Genomic DNA, 20,639 nt, shown 5'->3' on the forward strand with positions numbered 1-20,639 from the left:
AAAAATAAATATTTTTATGGCGGGGAACGTTATGCTGATGAAGTATATTTTGATGGCAATGGAGCATTCCATTTAAAAAGTTACTTTATAACTAAATCACAGACATTTTCAGTCGAAGTTGAAAAAGAGATAAATGAGAAAACTGTTGTTCCGCATCTTATTGAATGTGCCCGTGTGGCTGAGAGAGAAAATTTTTATCATCATGAAAACAAATCGATAAATCTAATGGAAGATGAATTATCTAAAGCGTTCTATATCCTGAACGATGATCACTCCTTAACACTACTTTGGAAAGATGGAGAGATGGTGGAATGAGTAGATTAAATATTTGGTGGGGAGATAGTTATGAATAGCGAAACGCAATTTCACGTTAGTGTTATGGATGCAAGGTTAAAGAAAGTTAAAAAACAACGTAATCAATTTAAAGAAGAGCGGGATAGCTTAATTAACGATATAAAGGAACTTAGAAAGTATAAGCATATGTATCAAGCGTTAGTTGAACACATTAGGGTTAAAGCTGAGGCTAATCCGTCAGAGTGGCGATATATTAGCTTGGTACACTTTGTGGATGATTTGGAGGAGGAAGAATAAATGAACACATTAGAATTCAAAAAGTTATCAAAAGACGCAGTTACACCGAAAAGAGCAAACCCAACAGATAGTGGATTAGATTTATATGTATCAGAAACAGTTAATATTCCAGCGCATACAACTAAGGCAGTTAAAACAGATATAGCAATTAATCTGCCTTATGGGTATGAGGGACAAGTAAGACCTAGATCGGGCAAATCACTTAAAACGAAGTTACGTGTAGCATTAGGAACTATAGATAAAACGTATCATAAAGAAATAGGTATCATCACAGACAATATAGGCGATGAAGACATCACAGTAGAAAAAGGTGAAAGACTAGCTCAGTTAGTTGTAGCACCAGTTGTATATCCTACACCCAAAGAAGTTAAGGAGTTTGAAAATGAAAGTAACAGAGGAGCATACGGAAGCACAGGAGAATAAAGACATAGTAGAACGTATAAAGGAAGTGCTAAGGAAGTGACACAATATCTAATTAAAACAATCACTCATGACACTGGAGAAGTATTCAAAGACGTGGTTAAAACTAGAGAGAATGAGGAGTTTGAATTAGTAGAAGTAGAGAATGAAAGTGAGATGAAGAATATAGATGGGTTTAATAAAAAGAACATTAACAATATTAGGAATGATAGTGACGTACGAATTAACTAAACATGTAGTCACAGATTTAATCGTACGTTTGCAATCTAACGATGATGTAGAGCGACCACCGAAAGAGTTTACAGATAGCAATCAAGATGACTTAAACGAACTTTATAGATACATCATGGATAACGAAACGAAATATGATGTAGAAGATGGACTACTTTAATGAAAGGTGTGTATAAGTTTGTGGATAATATTAACGATTGTGATGGCGCTTGTAGCATTATATACCTTGTTATCTAATATTAGAATGCGTAATGAACTTGATAGACATCATTATATATTTAATCGGTTGATTGCAGATAAAGATATACGTCATGCTATTGAAAAACATATTAATCAATGAAATATCGGAGGATTCGTATGAACTTAGGAAAAGAAGATATTCCAAAGCTTGAACAGTTTTTTCGAAAATATGATGAGTTGAAAGTTCAACTTGCATACAGGAGATATGAACTTTTATATCAACCTCAGGATACAAATATTGGTGGAGGAAAACCTAATCTTCCTAGCAGTCCGGTTGAAAATGAAGTTATCAAGTTGCATAAAGATGATAAGTATCGCAATCTACAAGCGACCATTAAAGCCGTAGAAGATGTCTATAACAAAGCTACATCTGAACAAAAGGCAATCATTGAGTATAGATATTGGGGTAAAGATGAACTTATCTATGAATGGGAAGACATCGCTCATGAGTTAACTAAGCAACGTAAAGATGACAAAATTATTAGTAGATACGCGGTCATTAGAATACGTAACAATGTTATGCAAGAAACAGCTAAGCGTATTGGGTGGATAGATTTTTAACCGCACTTTTCGGTTTGTAGATGTGCGCCTTGTCAATAGCTTATTATGGTAGTATAGGCTTTTGCCTATAAGGGATTGATAGCACACATGTTAAAGCATACGCTATTAATCCTTGGCATACTTGATAGTCCCCTCATTGTAAGCCATATCAATTGATGGCTAGTGTTTAAGGTACACACTTATGAACCTAGCCAAAGGGTTAAGCTTACGATCGATAAGTTAACGTCTCTGAATGTGACAACATTATCGTTTCGTATTGAGTGATTCATTCTATGATTTCCTTTCTGTATTAATGACAACTTCTATTTCAGATTGATTGTTCAGTTTGATTTAGAAGTTGTTTGTTATTTCAAAAGAGATTATCAAGTTAAGAATTAATTAGAAGATTTGATTAGAAGAATTCAAATGATAAAAGTAAATAAAGTTTTATGATTGATTTGCAAATGTGAAAAGACAAAATGATTTTCTATTTTAGAATTTCGTTTTGTCTTTTTGTTTTTATCTTTTTAATTTTATTGTTTGAATTGTTTTCGATTTGAAAGAAGTTGAAACTGAAAATGAAATTCGAAACTAAAGTAAGATTAGGAAACAGAAAGTATAAGCAAAGCGAGTTGGAAGAGTATAGGAAAGCCAATACCAAAAGGTATAACCAAGAGGTTAGGTACAACAGGCACAACAGGGATTATACAGCGTTCTACCAAAGCACACAGTGGCGTAAGCTACGTAAACAAGTGTTATTACGTGATAACTACTTGTGTCAACAGTGCTTGGCTGATGGTGTTGTAAATGACAAAGATTTAATTGTTCACCATAAGGTTGAATTGAAACGGGATTGGTCGAAAAGACTGGATATGGATAATTTGGAGGTGGTGTGTTTTAGCTGCCACAATAAAATTCACAGCAAATAATTTTTTAAGAATTTATTTTTGGAAAATATTTTTTGCGGGGCGAAGAAAAACCGGGTGGTTACTTTTTACACGATTTTAACGAGCCCGCCTTTTTTACGACCGAATTCCCAATAAATTTTATCCCAAAAACGTAATGGAGGTGATTATAATGGGCAGACCAAGCAAATTTAACATTGCGAAGAAAGGGCATCGTACTAAAGCAGAATTAGAAGAAGCGGCTAAACGTGAAAATAGCTTAAATGCGTATGATCCAATCGAATTAGCCGATATCCCCGACGATTTAGACGACATCGGACAGCAAGAGTGGTTAAGAATCGTACCTTTACTTGAACAACTACCGATTTCTAACCTAGATTTAACCCTAGTTAAGAACTACTGCCAACTTGTAGGCATTCAAACTAAAGCATATGAACAAATGCAAGAAGTAGGTACTTACGACCCTGACCGTAATGTGCGTTCAGGTCCATATATGGTTTATATGGATTGCCATAAAGAGCTTAAATCGGTTTGTAACAAACTAGGTTTAACGATTGATAGTCGTATGCGTCTAGTCGTACCGTCAGAGAGTGAACAAAAACAATCGGTATACGACCAGTTCGGAGTTGATGCCGATGACTAGCGTAAAAATACCTGATATGTATGAACAACTGCTTGATATACCAGAAAAATATAAAGATGATGCTTATAAATACTGCGTCATGGTTTTATCTGGCACATACGTCGCTTGTAAGGACACTGTGAACGCCTGTATACGCCATTTAAAAGACATTCAAAGGATTACATCAGATGAGACCTTCCCGTACGTCTATAAGCCTAAGAGAGCCAACAAAGTAATTAAGTTTATCGAGATATTACCCGACACCAAAGGTAAAGTTCATAAACTTGGGCTGTTCCAGAAATTCATCATTTCTATGGTGCGTGGTTGGTTTAATGAAAATGATTACTTGCGCTTTAGAAAGGCTTACATCTCAATGGCACGTAAACAGGGTAAATCGCTTATGGTTGCAGGTTTAGTGCTATACGCCTTTCTATTCGATAACGAGCCTACAGAAGGGCGTCAGATGTATTGTGCGGCGAATGACAAGAAACAAGCGAGCATCGTGTTTAACATGGTATCTAAACAATTGCAGTCATTTACCACACGAGTACCCGAAGTTAAGAAAGATGTGAAGAAAGTTCGTGAACAAATCAATAACTTAAAAGACGGGTCTTACATCATGCCATTATCTCGTGATACTGGCGGCGTTGACGGTTTCGAACCATTCATGGCTGTTATTGATGAGTATCATGCTGCAAAGACCGATGAGATGTTAGAGCTTATCGAATCTGGACAAGGGAACTTACTTCAATCACTTATCTTTATCATTTCAACAGCAGGTTTTAACTTAAATGCGCCTATGTATGTCGATGAGTTGCCGTACGCTCGTAAAATCTTACATGAAGAGTATAGAGACGACGAGTATCTAGCGATTATCTTTGAACAAGATTCAGAAGAGGAATGGCAAGATAAAAAGATGTGGGCGAAGTCTAATCCGTTAATAAACGAGTCGGATGACTTACGTGAACAGATTGAATCATTTCTTGAAAAACGTGTTAAGGAAGGTACAGAGAAAAGCTCGATGTTTAAAATCTTAGTTAAGAACTTTAACTACTGGTTGCAAGCATCAGAAGAGTCTTACCTTGACTTTAACGACTGGAAAAAGAATGAAACTGACTTTGATATTAACGGTACTAAAGTTTATATCGGTCTTGACTTATCACGAGCCGATGACTTAACTGCCGTATCATTCATCCATATGGACGAAGAGAACCAACAATACTACGTGGATAGTCATTCATTCGTTGGTACTAAAGGCGGTTTACAAGCGAAGATAGAGCGCGACTATATCGATTATCGCCAACTTGCTAATGACGGCTTTTGCACGATTACAGACTTATCAAGCGGTATTATTAACACAGATCAAGTGCTTGATTACATTGATGACTATGTTCAAAGCCACAATTTAGAAGTACAAGCAATCTGTTACGACCCTTATGCTATACATGGTGTTCTAGCAGAAATAGAACGTAGGGAATGGCACTTATATTATGACTTAATTGAAATAAGACAAGGACCGCAAACACTATCTAATCCAAACATGAGCTTTAGACTTAACGTAATCAATGGCGATATTAAACATGCTTACAATCCATTGCTAGATATAGCAATTAAGAATGCGGTCGCTAAAGATACAAACGACTCAATCATGATAGAAAAACGAATGAATCGTGAGAAGATAGATCCATTAATGAGTACAATTTTTGCTTATGTAGAAGCGTGTGAACACGAATGGAATGCAGATGTTAACATGCCACTGTTTATTTAAGGAGGTGTATAAAGTGAACAAAATACTATACGCCTTGTTGCTCGCTATCGTATTTATATTAGGGATTGCGAGTATTTTTTATGGCTTATTTATCTTCTGGAAGCCCGTTGCTTTCATCTTTATCGGTGTCGTATTGGTGGGTGTCGCTTATTTACTTAATCAACTCTATACCGATGACTCTTCGGCGGAAAGGAGGGATAAATAATGCCATTACTTGATTTAGGCTTTAACACAAAAGAACAACGAATGAACCGTGACCTAGAACGTATCTTGTATTGGCAAGAACATGGGATGCACGCAAGTTTTACAGGTATTAATGCATTGCGTAACAGTGACGTATTTACGGCAACACGTATCATCTCTGCTGATATTGCAAGTACACGTTTAAAAGTTAAAGGTCATGAATCGAACGTTGTTATGGATGATATTCTTAAATTGTTTAATGATAATCCAGACGGTCAGTTGCCTGGTTGGCACTTTAAGTTCATTATCATCGCTAATATGCTTTTGAACGGTCAGTCGTTTGTTGAAATTGTACGTGATAAAAATGGTTTCCCTACAAGTTTCTACTTCCTACATAATGATTTGGTAGGATTGGAAGAAGTGAACGGGGAAGTGATGTATAACGTCTCAGAAGACGCTCACGGCAACACAGAGCGTAAAACGGGCGACGATATACTACACTTCAGATACATCACGTTAGACGGATATACAGGCTACAGTCCGTTGTATGCGCTCATGCACGAGATTGGTATATCGCAAGGAAGTAAATCGTTCTTACGTAATTTCTTTGATAATGGTGGAACATCGACATCGGTACTCAAGTATAAAAAAGGTCAGATTAACGCCGAACAGTTGAAAGAGCTTAAAAAGAACTTTTCTGAAAGTCAATTAGCAAATAATGGTGGTTTAGTTGCTTTAGATGACACGATGGAATTTTCACGACTCCAAATTCCAACAGAAGTCTTGAACTTCTTAAATAGTTACAAATTCAGTACATCACAAGTTGCTAAAGCGTTCGGTCTACCTGTTTCTAAACTCGGTATCGAAACGGTTAATACATCAATCACACAAGCCAATTTAGAGTATCTACAAAGTACATTAGATCCAATCTTTAAGATGATGATTGCTGAGCTTGAGACGAAGATATTCAAAACAATTGGTAGTGATTATGAATTAGAATTCGATTCATCACGCTTAATTGATATTGATCCAGAATTGCAACTCAATCGTATATCTGAATTGCACAGTAAAGGGATTATCTCAACAGATGAAGCACGTAGCACATTTGGTTACCAACCGATCGATAACGGTGACGAACCACTTGTCGACCTTAACCGTGCGCCATTGTCTGCGCTTAAAGATTATCAACAAGCTAAAATCAACAAACAAAATAGCGATATAGACGCCCTTAAAGGGGGTGATGAGAATGACTAACAGTAACGTTGACACTGGACAACAAGACATGGTCATTGAGGGATATGCCATATTATTTAACTCAATGAGTGATGATTTAGGTGGTTTTAAAGAAATTGTTTCGCCTGATGCGTTAGATGGCGTGGATGTGAGCGATGTGAAATGTTTAATTAATCACGACTTCAACTACGTCATCGGTCGTACACAAGCAGAGACATTAGAGCTTACAGTAGATGAGAAAGGGCTTTACTTTAAGTGTCACTTGCCTAATACAAGTTACGCCCGTGACATTTACGAAAACATTAAAGCAGGTAACGTTAATCAGTGCAGTTTCTTCTACACACTGCCTAATGATGAATCGGCACGAACGTGGTCGAATGAAGACGGCGAATACGTGCAAACCATTCATCAAATCGACCAACTCATTGAAGTGAGTATTGTGACTATCCCTGCTTACAAAGATACATCCGTTGAAGTTGGTCAACGTACCAAATCTTTAGAACGTTTTAAAGAATTGGAAAGTCTGAAAATCTCATTACAGTTAGACAGCCTTCGTTTAGACACGTAAGGCTATTTTTTATACCTAATTTTAGAAAAGGAGTGATTAAATGGCTGGCTTTAACGACTTGAAGAAAGAACTTCAAGACTTAATTAACCAAGCACAAGACGCAGTTAATAAAGGCGATTTAGAAACTGCGCGCAAGCTCAAAGCAGACATCGATGAACAGAAAAAGTCTTTGGAAGAACTAGAGTCTCTTTCTAAAGAAATCGATGAGATCGCACCAAATCAAGATGAGGAGGAATCAGACGTGGCCGAAGATAAACCAGAAAAACCAACATCTGAAGACACAACTGAATCTGAATCAGACGTAAAGGATGCGCCTGAACAGGAGCAACCGAAAGAAGTCAAAGAGGATGAAGAAAAAGACTCTGACGATGCTTCTGAAAGCGAATCTGATGAAGACAAATCAATCGAAAAGGTTGAAGAACCGACTGAAGAAGAGCTTGAAGAAGAGAAGAAAAAGAAACAAAAACAAGGAGGAAAACGCATGGCAAAATTACAAAAGAACCCAGAACAAGATCTTAAAATTCAAGGTTTTGAAGAGTACATGAAATCAAAAGGAGCTAAACGTGACAACGTTAAATCAGATGACGTTGGTGTAACGATTCCAGAAGAAATCAAGTACATTCCAGAAAAGGAAGTTAAAACAGTACAAGATTTATCTGAACTTGTTACTAAAACATCTGTTTCAACTGCAAGTGGTAAATATCCAATCTTAAAACGTGCAGATGATAAATTCCACACTGTTGAAGAACTCGAAAAGAACCCTGAACTTGCAAAGCCTAAGTTCGAAACGGTTGCGTGGGAAGTAGCGACTTATCGTGGTGCTATTCCGATTTCTCAAGAAGCGCTTGACGATTCAATCGCTAACTTAACTCAAATCGTTCAAGATAACATCCAAGAACAAAAAGTGAATACACTCAACGAAAAAATTGGTGACGTATTAAAACAATTCAACCCTACTACTGTTTCTGATGTTGATGACTTAAAAGCAATCACTAACGTTCAATTAGATCCTGGATACAACCGTCGTATTGTTTGTACTCAAAGCTTCTATCAAAAACTAGACACACTTAAAGATGGCAATGGACGTTACTTACTACAAGACAGCATTATCAACACTGCTGGCAACACTGTATTAGGTATGAACGTAACAGTAGTACGTGATGACTTATTAGGTAAAAACGGCGATGCAGTTGCCTTTGTTGGTGACTTAGAACGTGCCGTATTATTCGCAGACCGCACAGACATTTCAGTTCAATGGATTGACAACGACATTTACGGTAAATACCTTATGGGCGCATTCCGTTTCGACGTTAAACAAGCCGACGCTAACGCAGGCTATTTCGTAACATTCGAAGACGATGCGGCTACTGAAACGCCCTAACACGCCCCAAAATGTCGTAGTTAATGCAAACGCTAAGTCTGTATCTATTACGGCAGAATAGGGGTGATTAGTTGTTTGATATTAACGACAAAGATTCTGTTAAGAAAGCGATACGTGTAGACCATGACTTCGATGATGACTTAATCATGAACGTCTATGTACCCAGTGCGATCAATGAAGTTAAGGCTGCCGTATCGTTAGCAGATGAAGACCAAGCATTTTTCGAAGATAATGCGTTATTTAATTTAGCAGTGTTAAATATTGTCGCGCAACACAACGATAATCGTTCAATCACGAGTAATGAACAATCATATGACGTACCCGCCTCATCTATGTCACTTATTCAAACGTTAAGAACAGATTTAGTTAAATGGAAACGGAGACGATTACTTGAATCTGAATAGTTTAGATTATCGTATTAGTTTCTACACAGATTTAGATGAGGGACCAGAAGCGGGCATGGGCGAGTTGCAAAACGTCTACAGTTGCTTTGCAGATATGTATGAGCCAACACAAAAAGACGTACAACTCAACAATTTAGAAGTGAGTAAACGCTCCGTCACATTAAATATTAGAGATGCACAACCTCAATTTGTACCGACTGTGAACCAAATATTTGAAGTTCATAACGGTATGTATGCAGGGTTGTTTTTTAATATCAAAAATGTGTCGCCTGCGAAAACAAAAGGTTACGTCAAAGTTGTAGGTGAAGAGCAATGAGTTTAAAAGTTAATGGCATGAATGATGTTTTAAGGGAACTAGATAAACTTTACGGAACATCGGCACAAATAAACACTAGAAAAAAAGCTGTAAAAAAAGGTGGGGACTTCATGGTTAAGAGACTAAAGTCTGAAATGTCCTCTTTTTCTGATACAGGTTTATCAGTTTATGAAACTAATTTATATGGCCCGAATAACGATGTAGGTTTTACAAATGCAAAAATAAATTGGCAAGGCGCTACTGAAAGATACCGTATTATCCATCTTAATGAATACGGACACTATGACCGTGCAGGTAAATGGGTCAATACACGAGGCAAAGGTGTTATTGAAAATACAATTAGGAATAACGAAGGTAAGTATTTCGATATTCTTAAAGACGAAGTGAAAAGGAGGGTGTAACTTATTGGACGACATCACAATGAAGATATACCAAGCGATTATAGATAACAAAGAAATTATGGAGTATGTTCCTAAGAACAATATAAAGTTCTTCGATTATCCCAACGCACAAGAAATCAAAGATGCAGTGATTGTTATAGATCCATTAGACACACCTAAACCTTCTGATTTCGGCGACAATGATAATCTCACCTACGAATACTTTTATCAAATAGATGTATTTGTAAAACAAAAGCAAGGCGTAAACGGTCGAGTTCTATCAGATAGGCTCGTTTTTTTATTGCAAAGAATGATGTGGGAAGTATTGGGATTTGGTGAAGCATCTTCCATGAAACCCGAATATATCAAGGAATTCAATATCTACCGACAAGCTAAACGGTTTGAAGGTAAACAATATTTTAATTTATAGGAGTGTTTTAATATGGCAGAGAAAAGCTACCGTTCATTTACAGGATTAACAGAGTTTTATTACAAAGTACATGGCGAAGATGTACAAGCTGTCACAGACCCAGAACGTATTAAATATTTGCAAGAAATTTCAGTATCTAAGGACCAAGACATTGAAAAAGCATACGGTGATAACCAAGTAGCAGAAATGGCAGTGGCTAACGGAACAATCGAAGTAGAAGCTGGTTTCCACAAACTACCATTAGAGGACAGAGTGGCGTTATTTGGCTTAGAAAAATCAGAAGATGGCATTGTATCAGTTGGTAACGATACGCCTCCATATGTAGCTGTTATGTTCGCTAAAACTATGGAAGATGGTTCACGTGAATACGTTGGACTACCTAAAGGATTATTCACATTCCCTGAATTAGAAGGTAATACAAAAGAAGATGGTGTAGAATTCAGTTCTGACTCTACTACTGCAGAATTTATGCAAGCACCAGTTAAAGGCTTTGAAGAAGAAAAAGCTATGTTATTAGGTCACGATGCTAAAGGCACATCTGTTATGAAGGATGCTATTTGGTCTGCAATCTTTGATGGTAAAGCAGAAGATGATTCAGAAAATACTTCTGACGATAATGCAGAAGAAACAGAAACGCCCTAACAATCCCCAAAATGTTGAAGTAGAAACAGATGATTCATCTGCGACTATTTCAGCAGAATAGGGGCAAAATGAAACGAGGTGAGTACGAATGGCAGAAACACTTAATGTGTATAAAGGTGATGAGCTTGTCAAAAGTGCAGAGTACACAGACGGACAAGCAATAGTCACTATCGATGGCTTAAATGCCAATACAAGTTATAAAGCAGGAACATATACAGTCACTCGTAAAAATGAAAACGGCGAGTCTGAAAAAGTGAAAGTTCCTGGTTTTAAAACGAAACCTATCGCAGTAAGTGGCGTGACAGTCGAACCGACAACAATGTCACTTAATGTTGGCGAAGAAGGTGTATTAAAAGCAACAGTAACGCCGTCTACGGCTACAAATAAATCTATTAGTTTAGCTTCATCAAACGAAGATGTAGCAACCGTAAATCAAAATGGACACGTTACTGGCGTAGCACCTGGACAAGCTAACATTACTGTCACTACTGAAGATGGTAATAAAAAAGCAACAACTAAAGTAACGGTTAATCAACCACAAAATGATTCAGACGAATCACAAGAATAATTCTACTTGAGGGCTATATGCCCTCTTTTTATTTGCAAATAAAAACCAAAATTAAAGGAGAAATTATAAATGGCTAAACGTAATTTTATTAAATTAGTACAAGTAGACAAAAAAGGTAACGCAGTAACAGATTCAGAAGGCAATGCAAAATACGATACATTCATTACTCCAACTCAAATTCCATTCCGTAAAATCTATGATGCTGCGGATTTAATGGATGGCGCATCAGATGAAAATACTTCCGCACAAGAAAACATTGACCAAATGTTAGATATGGTCGTAGACATCTACAACAACCAATTCACTAAAGATGACTTACTAGACAGATTACATGCACCCGATGCAGTAGAAGAATTACAAGGTCAAATCGAATTTATCGCACAGGGACAAATGGACGAAGAAAGAAAAAAGGAACTAGCGCGAATCATCTAAAATCCATTTCATACAAGGAACATAAAGAAAACATGAAGAAACTCATGCTGCAAATGATGAAAGAAGGTGGGAAGGATATTAACGATATTTTAGACATGCCTTTTGCTTTCTTCATGGAGTTAGTTGACGAAAGCAATCAGAAAAACGTCAAGAAGACTAACAGTATGATCGACGCATTTATGTAATACATCTTACAAGCAAGGAGGTGGAGTGATGGCAGAAAGAATAAAAGGGTTGCAGATTGACCTTTCCATGCGTGACATGGGAGTTAGTAAAACGCTAGCTGCCATTAAGCGTGAGTTTAGGGCTTTGAACTCTAGTTTGAAATTATCTAGCAATAACTTTAAATATGGTGAAAAGAGTGCGTCTTCTTATAAAGAAAGAATGAATGATCTCGACAGAGCTATTAAAGTTGGTACATCAAATTTAGATGAACTAGAAAAGCAATATAAAGAAGTAGCACAATCACAAGGCGCAAACAGTGCTAAAGCTGTTAGATTGCAAACAGAGTATAACAAACAAGCTAACGCTATAAATGCTATGAAAGACGAATATGGTCGTTTAAATAAGTATTATAAAGAAAACTTTTCTATGGCTGGTCGGCTAAGCAATTCGTTTAAAAAAATAGGAAGTAGCATGCAAGGTGTAGGGCAAAAAGCACAAGATGTAGGCAGTTCACTGTCAAGTAAAATTACTAAACCAGCATTAGCTGCTGGAACTGCTATGGCTGGTATTACAGCTAAACTAGGTTTTGATAGACTTGTCGGCTTAGATAGCGCTAAAGCTAAACTCGAAGGACTAGGTTATTCAACTAAAGAAGTTGGTTCGATTACCGACCAAGTAGCGAAAGCTATCGAAGGCGGCATGACTACAATGGCAGAAGGTACTGACATCGCAGCTGGTGCATTGGCAGCAGGTGTAAAAGAAGGCAAAGACTTACAACATTATATCAAATTAGTCGGTGATGCTGCAGTTGGTGCTAACAGACCAGTTGGAGATATGGCAATGATTTTCAACCGTGTTCAAGGTCAAGGGAAACTCATGACAGAAGAGTTGAATATGATTGAAGAAGGTATGCCAGGATTTGCAATGGCTATGTCTAAACACTTAGGTGTATCACAAGAAGAATTCAGAAAAATGGTTACAGAAGGTAAAGTAACATCTGAAGATTTCATGACTGTTATGGATGACTTTGCTGGTGGCATGGCCAAATCGTATGCTAAATCGTGGAAAGGTATGGTTCAAAACACAAAAGCTTATATAGGTATATTAGGTGAAAACCTATTAAGCGGTGTGTTCGAACAGTCTAAAGACGGTTTGAGAGAATTTGAGAAATTACTCCAATCACCCTCGGCTCAAAAATGGGCTAAAGATACTGGCGAGCAATTAGGCAACGCCTTTTCTAAAATAGCTGGTGGTATACAGTCAATCATAAAATGGTGGCAAAGTTTAGATGGATCCACTCAAAAAACGTTAGGCGGCATTGTTAAATGGCTAGGCATCACATTAGTAACGATGGGACCAGTTTTAACTATATTCGGCAAGATGGCTAGTACTATTGGTGGTATGTTTAGTGGAATATCTGGTTTAATAAAATTCTTTATTAAACATAATGCTGCAGCTAAGATATCGGCTGCATCGCAAGCTGTATGGAATGGTGTTACTGCTACCGCTCGCGGTATAGCGAATGGATATAGGTATGCGATGGCCGCATTATCTACTTCTCAAACAATACAGTCAATTAAATCTAAAATTGCAGCGGCGGCTATGACTGTTTGGACTGGTGTAACTAAAGCAGCGGCATTAGCCACAAAAGGGTTAGGTCTAGCGATTAAATTTATGACCGGACCAATAGGAATTGTTATCACTGTGATCACTGCGCTAGTAGGTGTTATCATTTACCTTTGGAAAACAAATAGCACATTCAGAAATGCTGTAATAACTGCATGGAATGCAATTAAAAACGCTGCAATATCTGTTTTCGGATTTATCAAACCTTACATCATTAATATTTGGAACGCCATTAAAAATTCCGCAATTGCTATATGGAATGGCATTAAAACAAGTGCTGTGACAATATGGAATGCCATTAAATTTGCTGTTCAACATCCTATACAAGCATTAAAAAACGTATTATCTGCTTTATGGAACGGAATGAAAGCTGCAGCTATTAAAATATGGGCGTTACTTAAAAATGGCGTAATCGCAATAATTAAAGCCTATGTAGCGCAAGTCAGAGCCAATTTTAATTTAGTGAAAAGAATTGTATTGGCTGTATTCAATGCTATCAAATCTTTCTCTATCAAAGTTTGGAATGCTATTAAAAACGGTATACTCAACATTGTCAGAGGGTTAAGAAATGGCATTGTTAATATATTCAAAGGAATAAAAAATACCGTAACCACTATATTTAACGCTGTTAAGAATTTCTCTATTAAAGTTTGGAATGCTATTAAAAACGGTGTTATAAAACGAGCTAAAGGACTTTGGAATGGAGTTAAAGCTGCATTCAACGCGCTTAAAAAAGGTGCAACTGCGATATTCAATGCGGTTAAAAACTTTGCGCTGAAAGTATGGACCAACATTAAAAATAGCGTCGTAAAACGAGCTAAAGCTTTATGGTCCGGCGTTAAAAATGCATGGAACAACCTTAAAAAAGGCACTACGAAAACATTCAAGGCAGTAGGTAGTTTCATGAGTTCTAAGTGGTCGAGCATCAAATCTAACACAGTAAAAAAAGCTAAAGGCACGTGGTCTGGTGTCAAAGGCGCTTGGGGTTCTTTGTCTAAAGGAACACACAAAACGATGAATTCCGTCGGCAGTTTCATGAGTAAGAAATGGAAAGGTATTAAAAGCGGCACGATCAGCCTAGTTACCGCAATGAAAAATAAAGTAACTGGTGTCATGGACAAAATGGGTAACGTCATCAAATCAGTTACAGGAAAAATCAAAGGTTTCTTCAAAGGCATGATCAGTGGAGTAGAAAAAGGATTAAACGGATTAATCAAAGGTGTAAACTGGGTTGGTAAAAAACTCGGTATGAAAGACTTACCTAAAGTTGAATTACACACTGGTACAGAGTCCACTCATACACAAAATATAGTAACAAATGGTAAAGTAAACCGTGATACATTCGCCACTGTAGGAGATAAAGGACGCGGAAATGGACCTGGTGGCTTCAGACATGAAGCTATTAAATATCCTAACGGTAAAATGGCGCTCACACCTAACAGAGATACAACAGCATTTTTACCTAAAGGCTCATCAGTTATGAATGGTGCTCAAACTCATTCAATGTTAAGCAATAGTCCAGCGTTTGCTAATGGTACATTGCCTAAGTTTGCTAGTGGTACTTTATCTAATAAAAAACCTAAGAAGAAAAAGAAAGGCGATAACATCTTTGGTGATGTTTGGGAAGGTACAAAAGCTGGAACAAAGGCAGCGACAGGGAAAGTTGTAGAAGGCGGTAAAGCTGTTGTTAATAAATCGCTTGAAATGGCTGCTAAAGGTAAAAAATGGATGGAAGATAAAATTGGCGATGTAATGGACTGGATTGAAAAACCAGGAAAATTACTCGACAAAGTCCTTGAAGGTGTCGGATTAAACCTTGATGGTTTTGGTATTAAAAAAGCAGCAGAGCTACCTTATAGCATGATGAAAGGTATGTTCGGAAAACTTAAAAAGGCTGCTATAGACACATTTACATCATGGATGGCAGATGCTGCAGAAGGTGATGGGGGATATATAGACCTTTCTAAAGGTATTAACTTCCCATTCAGCCCTAACGGCAGAGCGCCAGGTTATCCTTTTGCAGGTCCTCATATGGGTGTAGACATCAACTATGTTTATGACAAACTATATTCGGTTCTAGCTGGTAAAGCCACAGCTCGTAAAGGTTGGAACGGCGGTTTCGGTAACATGGTTGATATTGTTAAAGGCAACACGAAAGTTATCTACGGTCACATGAGCAAACACGCATTCAGTGGGAGTAAAAATGTAAAACCAGGCGACTATTTAGGTGTATCTGGTAACTCTGGTCGCTCTTCTGGTCCTCACTTACACTTTGAAGTTCAGAAAAATGGAAAGCCGATTGACCCATTGAAATGGTTAAAAGCTAATGATGGCGGCGGTGGTAAGTCAGGTAAATGGAATGGCGATATTAAAAAAGCGCTTAAAATAGCTGGATTACCTACTTCTAAAGCTTACGTTAATGCTTGGGCTAAACAAATCCAAACAGAATCAGGTGGCAATCCTAAAGCTTTAGGTGGCACTGATGGATTAGCTGATGGTCGAGCAAAAGGTCTTGTACAAGTCAAGCCTGGTACTTTTAACGCTTATAAAGCTAAAGGTCACGGAAACATATGGAATGGTTTGGATAACCTTATCGCTGGTATGAGATACGCTAAAGCTAGATATGGTAAGGGTGGCATGTTAAGCGTTGTCGGTAAGGGACATGGATATGCCACTGGTGGATTAATCAATTCATCTGGTTTATATAATTTAGCTGAAGATGGTCATCCAGAGTTTTTAATACCTACAGACCCAAGTAGACAATCTGACGCTATGAAATTGCTCGCTATCGCATCACAAAGAATAGAGGGCAACAAGAAAAATAAACGCCCTAATCAAATGCGCACACCTTCTACTAGTAACAATAACGACAACGAAATGATGAATGTTATGGCTAGGCAGTTAGAAGCTACACAAAGGCAAGTTGAACTACTGACACAACTTGTAGCTAGTAACCAACGTTTAGAGCAGAAACCTACAGGCGTGAGCGAGCAAGATATAAGTAAAGCACAAGGTAAACGTGCTGAAATGATGGCGTATAACCTAGGAGGTGCTTTCTAAAATTGGATAAAGAAGTCAAGTTATTTAACGAGAATTTAAACGAAACTCTAACTGATATACCTAATTTAAAGTTTTTAGACTTCATAGAAGAAGGTGTAGAAGTACAGACAAACACATTAGAAATCAAAGGCACTGACGGAGTGCTACTAGGACCGACAACGTTCGGTCCTTTTCATTTGATATTAAACTTTTCTTTTAAAGGCGAAGATAAGAAAGATTTACGGCTTTTAAAACAAAGATTAAGAGCGTTGTTGTTTAGACGTGAACCATTTTATGTTTGGCATTCGGATATGCCAGGTAAGAAATACGCCGTTTATTGTGAGAGCAATGAAAATGAAGATTTAACGAATTCGTTTGCAACTTTCAAAGTAGATTTTGTTGTATATAAAGGCTATTCAGAATCACTTGATGACACAAGTAAATTTAGTTTAGATAACGGGCGTTGGCAATTCGAATCAGGTACGTTAGCAACGTCTGACGTCCATTATGCACACGATCATACTGCTTTTAGAATCTTCAATGGTTCAAGCGACACAGTTAATCCAATCATGCGTCATAACTTCAAACTCATCATACATGCTACGGCACCTAAAGGATTAAAGATAACGAATAAGACGACAGGTGACGTTTTTGAGTACAAAGAACCTTTAAATTATGCTAATGAGCTAGTGATTAATGGCGTGCATCCGTTTTTAGACAGAAAACAACGTGTGGGCAAGTACACAAACTACGAATGGATAACATTAGCGCCTGGATATAACCAAATCGTGATTACTGGAGAACATTTAAGAAAAGTACAAACCGAATGGATATTCAACTTTATTTATAGGTAGGTGGACATATTGAAAGACTTAGTTTTAAAAAATAAAAAGGGTACATTTGCCGAAACTCTAGTTGATTATGACTATGATTCTTTTAAATATGAGTATGAGCGTAATAATGAACGTTCTATTTCACTTACCGCGTATAAAACGACGATAAATGAAGATATATTCGATAATTTACTGAATGAAGCTATATTAGAGTGGAAAGGTCAAGAATATGTTATCAAATCGACATCTATTCACTATAACGGCGCAAATATCATCAACGAAGTAGAAGCTAAACATGTTTTTATGGAATTTCAAGATCATTACGTGCCTAAAAAACTCACAGATGAAGATATAGATACAAGTGACGAATCTTCGAAAACACTTGAGAATAAAAACAAATCAACAACAGGTGGAGGTCTTACCGTCAAAGGTAATAGTGTTTCTGACCAACTTTGGAATTACTTTATTAAAAAAGGATTAACACCTTACCAAGTTGCAGGTATGTTAGGTAATGCTGAAGCAGAATCTGCTATGAACCCTGCGGCAGAACAAGTTGTTGGTAATCGTAATTTAGGTGGTAAAGGGCTATTCCAATGGGATGACCGTAAATTCAATTTATACCAATACGCAGACCAACATAGAAAATCATGGACAGATGCACAATTACAATTTGATTTTGCTTGGAAAGAATTACAGACAACGGAAAGTAACGCTTATAAGAAATTAAAGTCATCTAAAAACGTTACTGAAGCGGCTCTAAATTTTCATCGCTTTTTCGAGCGTAGTGCAGATACACCTGTAATGGAACAACGACGCGTTGATTACGCCAAAGAATATTTAAATAAATATACTGCTAACGGTGGTGGCTCTGTAGAGTTTGACGGCAGTTGGATTGATTTATCTAAAGGCGTCAATTATCCGTTTGACCCAACAGGTTCTAATCCTTACTATCCTTTTGGTGGTAAACACTTTGGTGTTGACCTTAACTATGTTTATGAGCCTTTGTATTCTACTGTGACAGGTAAAGCGACGGCGATACCTAATAACGGTAATGGCTTTGGTGATCACGTATGGATTAACAACGGAAAAGGTTTAGAAGTTATTTATGGACACATGAGTAAACTCGCATGGACTGGCACTAAAAATGTCGTTCCCGGTGACTATTTAGGTGAATCTGGTAACACGGGTCAGAGTACAGGACCTCATTTGCATTACGAAATGAGACAAAACGGTGTAGCATTCGACCCTATTCCGTGGTTAGAAAGTAACGCACAAAACATTAGTAAAGACGATGCTACTGAAGGTCCAAGTTCAGAAACACCAAGTGAAGATACAGATGATAATGGAAAAGAGATACCTACTTATTCTTTATATGAATATCTAAAATACGGTTTTGCAGATAATAAAATCGGTTTTGACTTCAGAATCATTGGAGACTTCAACAAACGTATTCCTATTAATGAATTAGGTGGTAAAAACGGACTTGAGTACCTAATAGATGGTGTAGATATGTTTGATTATATTTACTTTGCTGATAACAAAACAATATACATCTATGATGAAGCAAGTTATTACAAGCAATCTGATAATCCTATCATCTATAAGTACAACAACGATGAAATCAATGTAACGACTAAAACAACAGAGCTAAAAACATACATTCAAGGCTACGGTAAGAAGAAAACAAAGGCAGAAACTAAAAACTACAATCCTATCAAACCTAAAGAACTTAGTTACAGTGGTAAGTTTACGAAAGAAGGTACTTGGTATACCGAAGAAACTAACGCCTCATTTAGTAAAACGTTTACGTGTAAGTGGGGGAAAGAAACGCTTGAATGGACACTTAAAAAGATGTCTAAAGGCGGTGTGATGTCGGTATATGTAGACGACAAACATATTGATGATTATGAGTGCTACAGTAAAAACTCCGAAACTGAAAAAATCATTTTAGCATCTAATTTAGAAAAAGGCGACCATACATTTAAAGCAATCTTTAAAGGCGGTATTAAAGGTGTTGATTATAAAAAATCTAATCCAAGAATGTATGTAGGCACTGAAAAATCAACAGTTTTAAATCTTACCGCTAAATTAGAGGGCGACGATATTTATCATACATTTGCCGAGTATAAATCACCTAACTACAAAGAATTTGGACACAAAGAAGCAAGTACATTATTTGATGACAAGATTACAGATAAAAAAGAGCTTAAAAGCAAACTTAAAGAGACATTGAATGATGAACCTGTTGTTGAAGTTTCGACTAACTATTTAGGCTTTAATGACTACGAAGAAAATAGCAAAGTTAGATTCGTTCACAAACCACTCAATTTCAATACTGATTTAAAAGTGATTAAGATGTCAGTTTCTCATCCATTCGTCCATAAAAGCATGGAAATTGAGTTTACTAATTCATCTAGTGACTTTATCAAAATGCAACAACAAATTACACGCAATATTAAACGAATGAATAGATTAAATAACAACACGCCTAAAGATCCGACACCAGTTATTACTAGAGTAGCTTCTGATTCCATCGGCAGTGTACTAATAGATGAGGAGTGATAGTCTTTGGAGATTAAATATGCCTTAGACGAAGGCCAAGAAAAATACTATGCAGCGACACATAAAAGTGCAGTGCAAGGTATTGATTTAGACGATTTAGAAAACAGTATTGCGTCACTACAAAAGGACATCGGAAATGTTCAAAACAATTCCAAAAAAGTTGATTCTAACATTGATGAGTTGATGAAATTTAAAGACACTGTAGTCGGCGATACAGGTTGGGTAGATGTTCCGTTTTTACCAAGTATAAAAAAGAATACTAAAGGTGGCGCGAACGGTTTCGACACTGCTATCAGAGAAATAAGGTTTGGAACAATTCATATGAAGTCGATACGTTTAAATATCGAGAATGTTCCCCATAACATTCAAATCGCACAAATGCCAACTGGTTTTATTACAGTAAACCAAAACTTTTATGCAACAACTGATGGCAACAGCTCTCCTATCAGAGTATCTGTCAATAAGTCAGGAGGCATTAGTGTTTATTTAGCAGGTACCGATAAAAATAAGCCACAAAAAGATATTTGGTTATATCAACAATTCACTTGGATAGAATAGAA

Annotated in this window: 25 protein-coding genes; all 25 read left to right on the forward strand. The window is 37.0% G+C overall.

What is annotated here, in order from left to right; translation table 11 throughout:
• Nucleotides 1-315, forward strand: a 315-nt coding sequence (locus CD126_RS12165; RefSeq protein ID WP_103370422.1) for a hypothetical protein, incomplete at its 5' end; no start/stop codon positions are given.
• Nucleotides 316-345: 30 nt separating this feature from the next.
• Nucleotides 346-591 (forward strand): hypothetical protein, encoded by a 246-nt coding sequence (locus CD126_RS10005; RefSeq protein WP_103370423.1) that lies wholly within the window; start codon nt 346-348, stop codon nt 589-591.
• Nucleotides 592-1,014, forward strand: coding sequence for a dUTP diphosphatase (gene dut / locus CD126_RS10010; protein WP_103370424.1), 423 nt, complete (start codon nt 592-594; stop codon nt 1,012-1,014). It abuts the gene before it with no gap.
• A 36-nt stretch (nt 1,015-1,050) separates the two neighbouring features.
• Nucleotides 1,051-1,242 carry a DUF1381 domain-containing protein gene (locus tag CD126_RS12550; RefSeq protein WP_103370425.1) on the forward strand — a complete coding sequence of 64 codons (192 nt, stop codon included), beginning with the start codon at nt 1,051-1,053 and terminating at the stop codon, nt 1,240-1,242.
• Nucleotides 1,181-1,402, forward strand: a complete 222-nt coding sequence (gene rinB / locus CD126_RS10020; RefSeq protein ID WP_142381367.1) for a transcriptional activator RinB — start codon at nt 1,181-1,183, stop codon at nt 1,400-1,402. The genes CD126_RS12550 and rinB overlap by 62 nt, the downstream gene beginning before the upstream one ends.
• A gap of 197 nt (nt 1,403-1,599) precedes the next feature.
• Nucleotides 1,600-2,043 carry a DUF722 domain-containing protein gene (locus tag CD126_RS10025; RefSeq protein ID WP_103370427.1) on the forward strand — a complete coding sequence of 148 codons (444 nt, stop codon included), beginning with the start codon at nt 1,600-1,602 and terminating at the stop codon, nt 2,041-2,043.
• 557 nt (nt 2,044-2,600) lie between these two features.
• Entirely contained in the window at nt 2,601-2,951 is a 351-nt protein-coding gene (locus tag CD126_RS10030) for an HNH endonuclease (protein WP_049408488.1), read from the forward strand.
• 148 nt (nt 2,952-3,099) lie between these two features.
• The gene (locus CD126_RS10035; RefSeq protein WP_049408490.1) at nt 3,100-3,570 is read left to right on the forward strand and encodes a phage terminase small subunit P27 family; all 471 of its coding nucleotides are present in this window, start codon (nt 3,100-3,102) and stop codon (nt 3,568-3,570) included.
• On the forward strand, nt 3,563-5,317 hold the full coding sequence (locus CD126_RS10040) for a terminase large subunit (RefSeq protein WP_049408491.1): 1,755 nt from the start codon (nt 3,563-3,565) through the stop codon (nt 5,315-5,317). Before CD126_RS10035 ends, CD126_RS10040 begins: the two co-directional genes overlap by 8 nt.
• Nucleotides 5,318-5,330: 13 nt before the next feature.
• A complete protein-coding gene (locus CD126_RS10045; protein ID WP_049408493.1) occupies nt 5,331-5,522 on the forward strand; it encodes a hypothetical protein in 192 nt (63 codons plus the stop codon).
• The gene (locus CD126_RS10050) at nt 5,522-6,754 is read left to right on the forward strand and encodes a phage portal protein (RefSeq protein WP_049408495.1); all 1,233 of its coding nucleotides are present in this window, start codon (nt 5,522-5,524) and stop codon (nt 6,752-6,754) included. The genes CD126_RS10045 and CD126_RS10050 overlap by 1 nt, the downstream gene beginning before the upstream one ends.
• Nucleotides 6,747-7,301: an HK97 family phage prohead protease gene (locus tag CD126_RS10055; protein WP_103370428.1), complete on the forward strand. Its 555-nt coding sequence runs from the start codon at nt 6,747-6,749 to the stop codon at nt 7,299-7,301. Before CD126_RS10050 ends, CD126_RS10055 begins: the two co-directional genes overlap by 8 nt.
• Before the next feature lie 40 nt (nt 7,302-7,341).
• Complete coding sequence (locus CD126_RS10060; protein ID WP_103370429.1) at nt 7,342-8,682, forward strand: phage major capsid protein; 1,341 nt, start codon at nt 7,342-7,344, stop codon at nt 8,680-8,682.
• A 71-nt stretch (nt 8,683-8,753) separates the two neighbouring features.
• A complete protein-coding gene (locus tag CD126_RS10065) occupies nt 8,754-9,086 on the forward strand; it encodes a head-tail connector protein (RefSeq protein ID WP_103370430.1) in 333 nt (110 codons plus the stop codon).
• Nucleotides 9,073-9,402: a hypothetical protein gene (locus CD126_RS10070; protein WP_049408503.1), complete on the forward strand. Its 330-nt coding sequence runs from the start codon at nt 9,073-9,075 to the stop codon at nt 9,400-9,402. The genes CD126_RS10065 and CD126_RS10070 overlap by 14 nt, the downstream gene beginning before the upstream one ends.
• Entirely contained in the window at nt 9,399-9,803 is a 405-nt protein-coding gene (locus CD126_RS10075) for a hypothetical protein (RefSeq protein ID WP_169931270.1), read from the forward strand. The genes CD126_RS10070 and CD126_RS10075 overlap by 4 nt, the downstream gene beginning before the upstream one ends.
• 4 nt (nt 9,804-9,807) lie before the next feature.
• A complete protein-coding gene (locus CD126_RS10080) occupies nt 9,808-10,212 on the forward strand; it encodes a hypothetical protein (protein WP_103370431.1) in 405 nt (134 codons plus the stop codon).
• A 12-nt stretch (nt 10,213-10,224) separates the two neighbouring features.
• Nucleotides 10,225-10,854: a major tail protein gene (locus tag CD126_RS10085; protein ID WP_049408508.1), complete on the forward strand. Its 630-nt coding sequence runs from the start codon at nt 10,225-10,227 to the stop codon at nt 10,852-10,854.
• Nucleotides 10,855-10,942: 88 nt separating this feature from the next.
• A complete protein-coding gene (locus tag CD126_RS10090; protein WP_103370432.1) occupies nt 10,943-11,422 on the forward strand; it encodes an Ig-like domain-containing protein in 480 nt (159 codons plus the stop codon).
• 69 nt (nt 11,423-11,491) lie between these two features.
• A complete protein-coding gene (gene gpG, locus CD126_RS10095; RefSeq protein WP_103370433.1) occupies nt 11,492-11,854 on the forward strand; it encodes a phage tail assembly chaperone G in 363 nt (120 codons plus the stop codon).
• A 32-nt stretch (nt 11,855-11,886) separates the two neighbouring features.
• Entirely contained in the window at nt 11,887-12,039 is a 153-nt protein-coding gene (gpGT, locus tag CD126_RS12170; RefSeq protein WP_160313438.1) for a phage tail assembly chaperone GT, read from the forward strand.
• Nucleotides 12,040-12,067: 28 nt separating this feature from the next.
• Nucleotides 12,068-16,705: a peptidoglycan DD-metalloendopeptidase family protein gene (locus CD126_RS10100; protein ID WP_103370434.1), complete on the forward strand. Its 4,638-nt coding sequence runs from the start codon at nt 12,068-12,070 to the stop codon at nt 16,703-16,705.
• Between the two features lie 2 nt (nt 16,706-16,707).
• Entirely contained in the window at nt 16,708-17,538 is an 831-nt protein-coding gene (locus CD126_RS10105; RefSeq protein WP_103370435.1) for a distal tail protein Dit, read from the forward strand.
• Between the two features lie 9 nt (nt 17,539-17,547).
• Nucleotides 17,548-20,079: a phage tail tip lysozyme gene (locus CD126_RS12175; RefSeq protein ID WP_169931273.1), complete on the forward strand. Its 2,532-nt coding sequence runs from the start codon at nt 17,548-17,550 to the stop codon at nt 20,077-20,079.
• 6 nt (nt 20,080-20,085) lie between these two features.
• On the forward strand, nt 20,086-20,637 hold the full coding sequence (locus CD126_RS10120) for a hypothetical protein (protein ID WP_103370436.1): 552 nt from the start codon (nt 20,086-20,088) through the stop codon (nt 20,635-20,637).
• Nucleotides 20,638-20,639: the final 2 nt, after the last annotated feature.

Origin of the sequence: Staphylococcus pettenkoferi (assembly GCF_002902685.1) — a bacterium.
GTDB classification, from domain to species: domain Bacteria; phylum Bacillota; class Bacilli; order Staphylococcales; family Staphylococcaceae; genus Staphylococcus; species Staphylococcus pettenkoferi.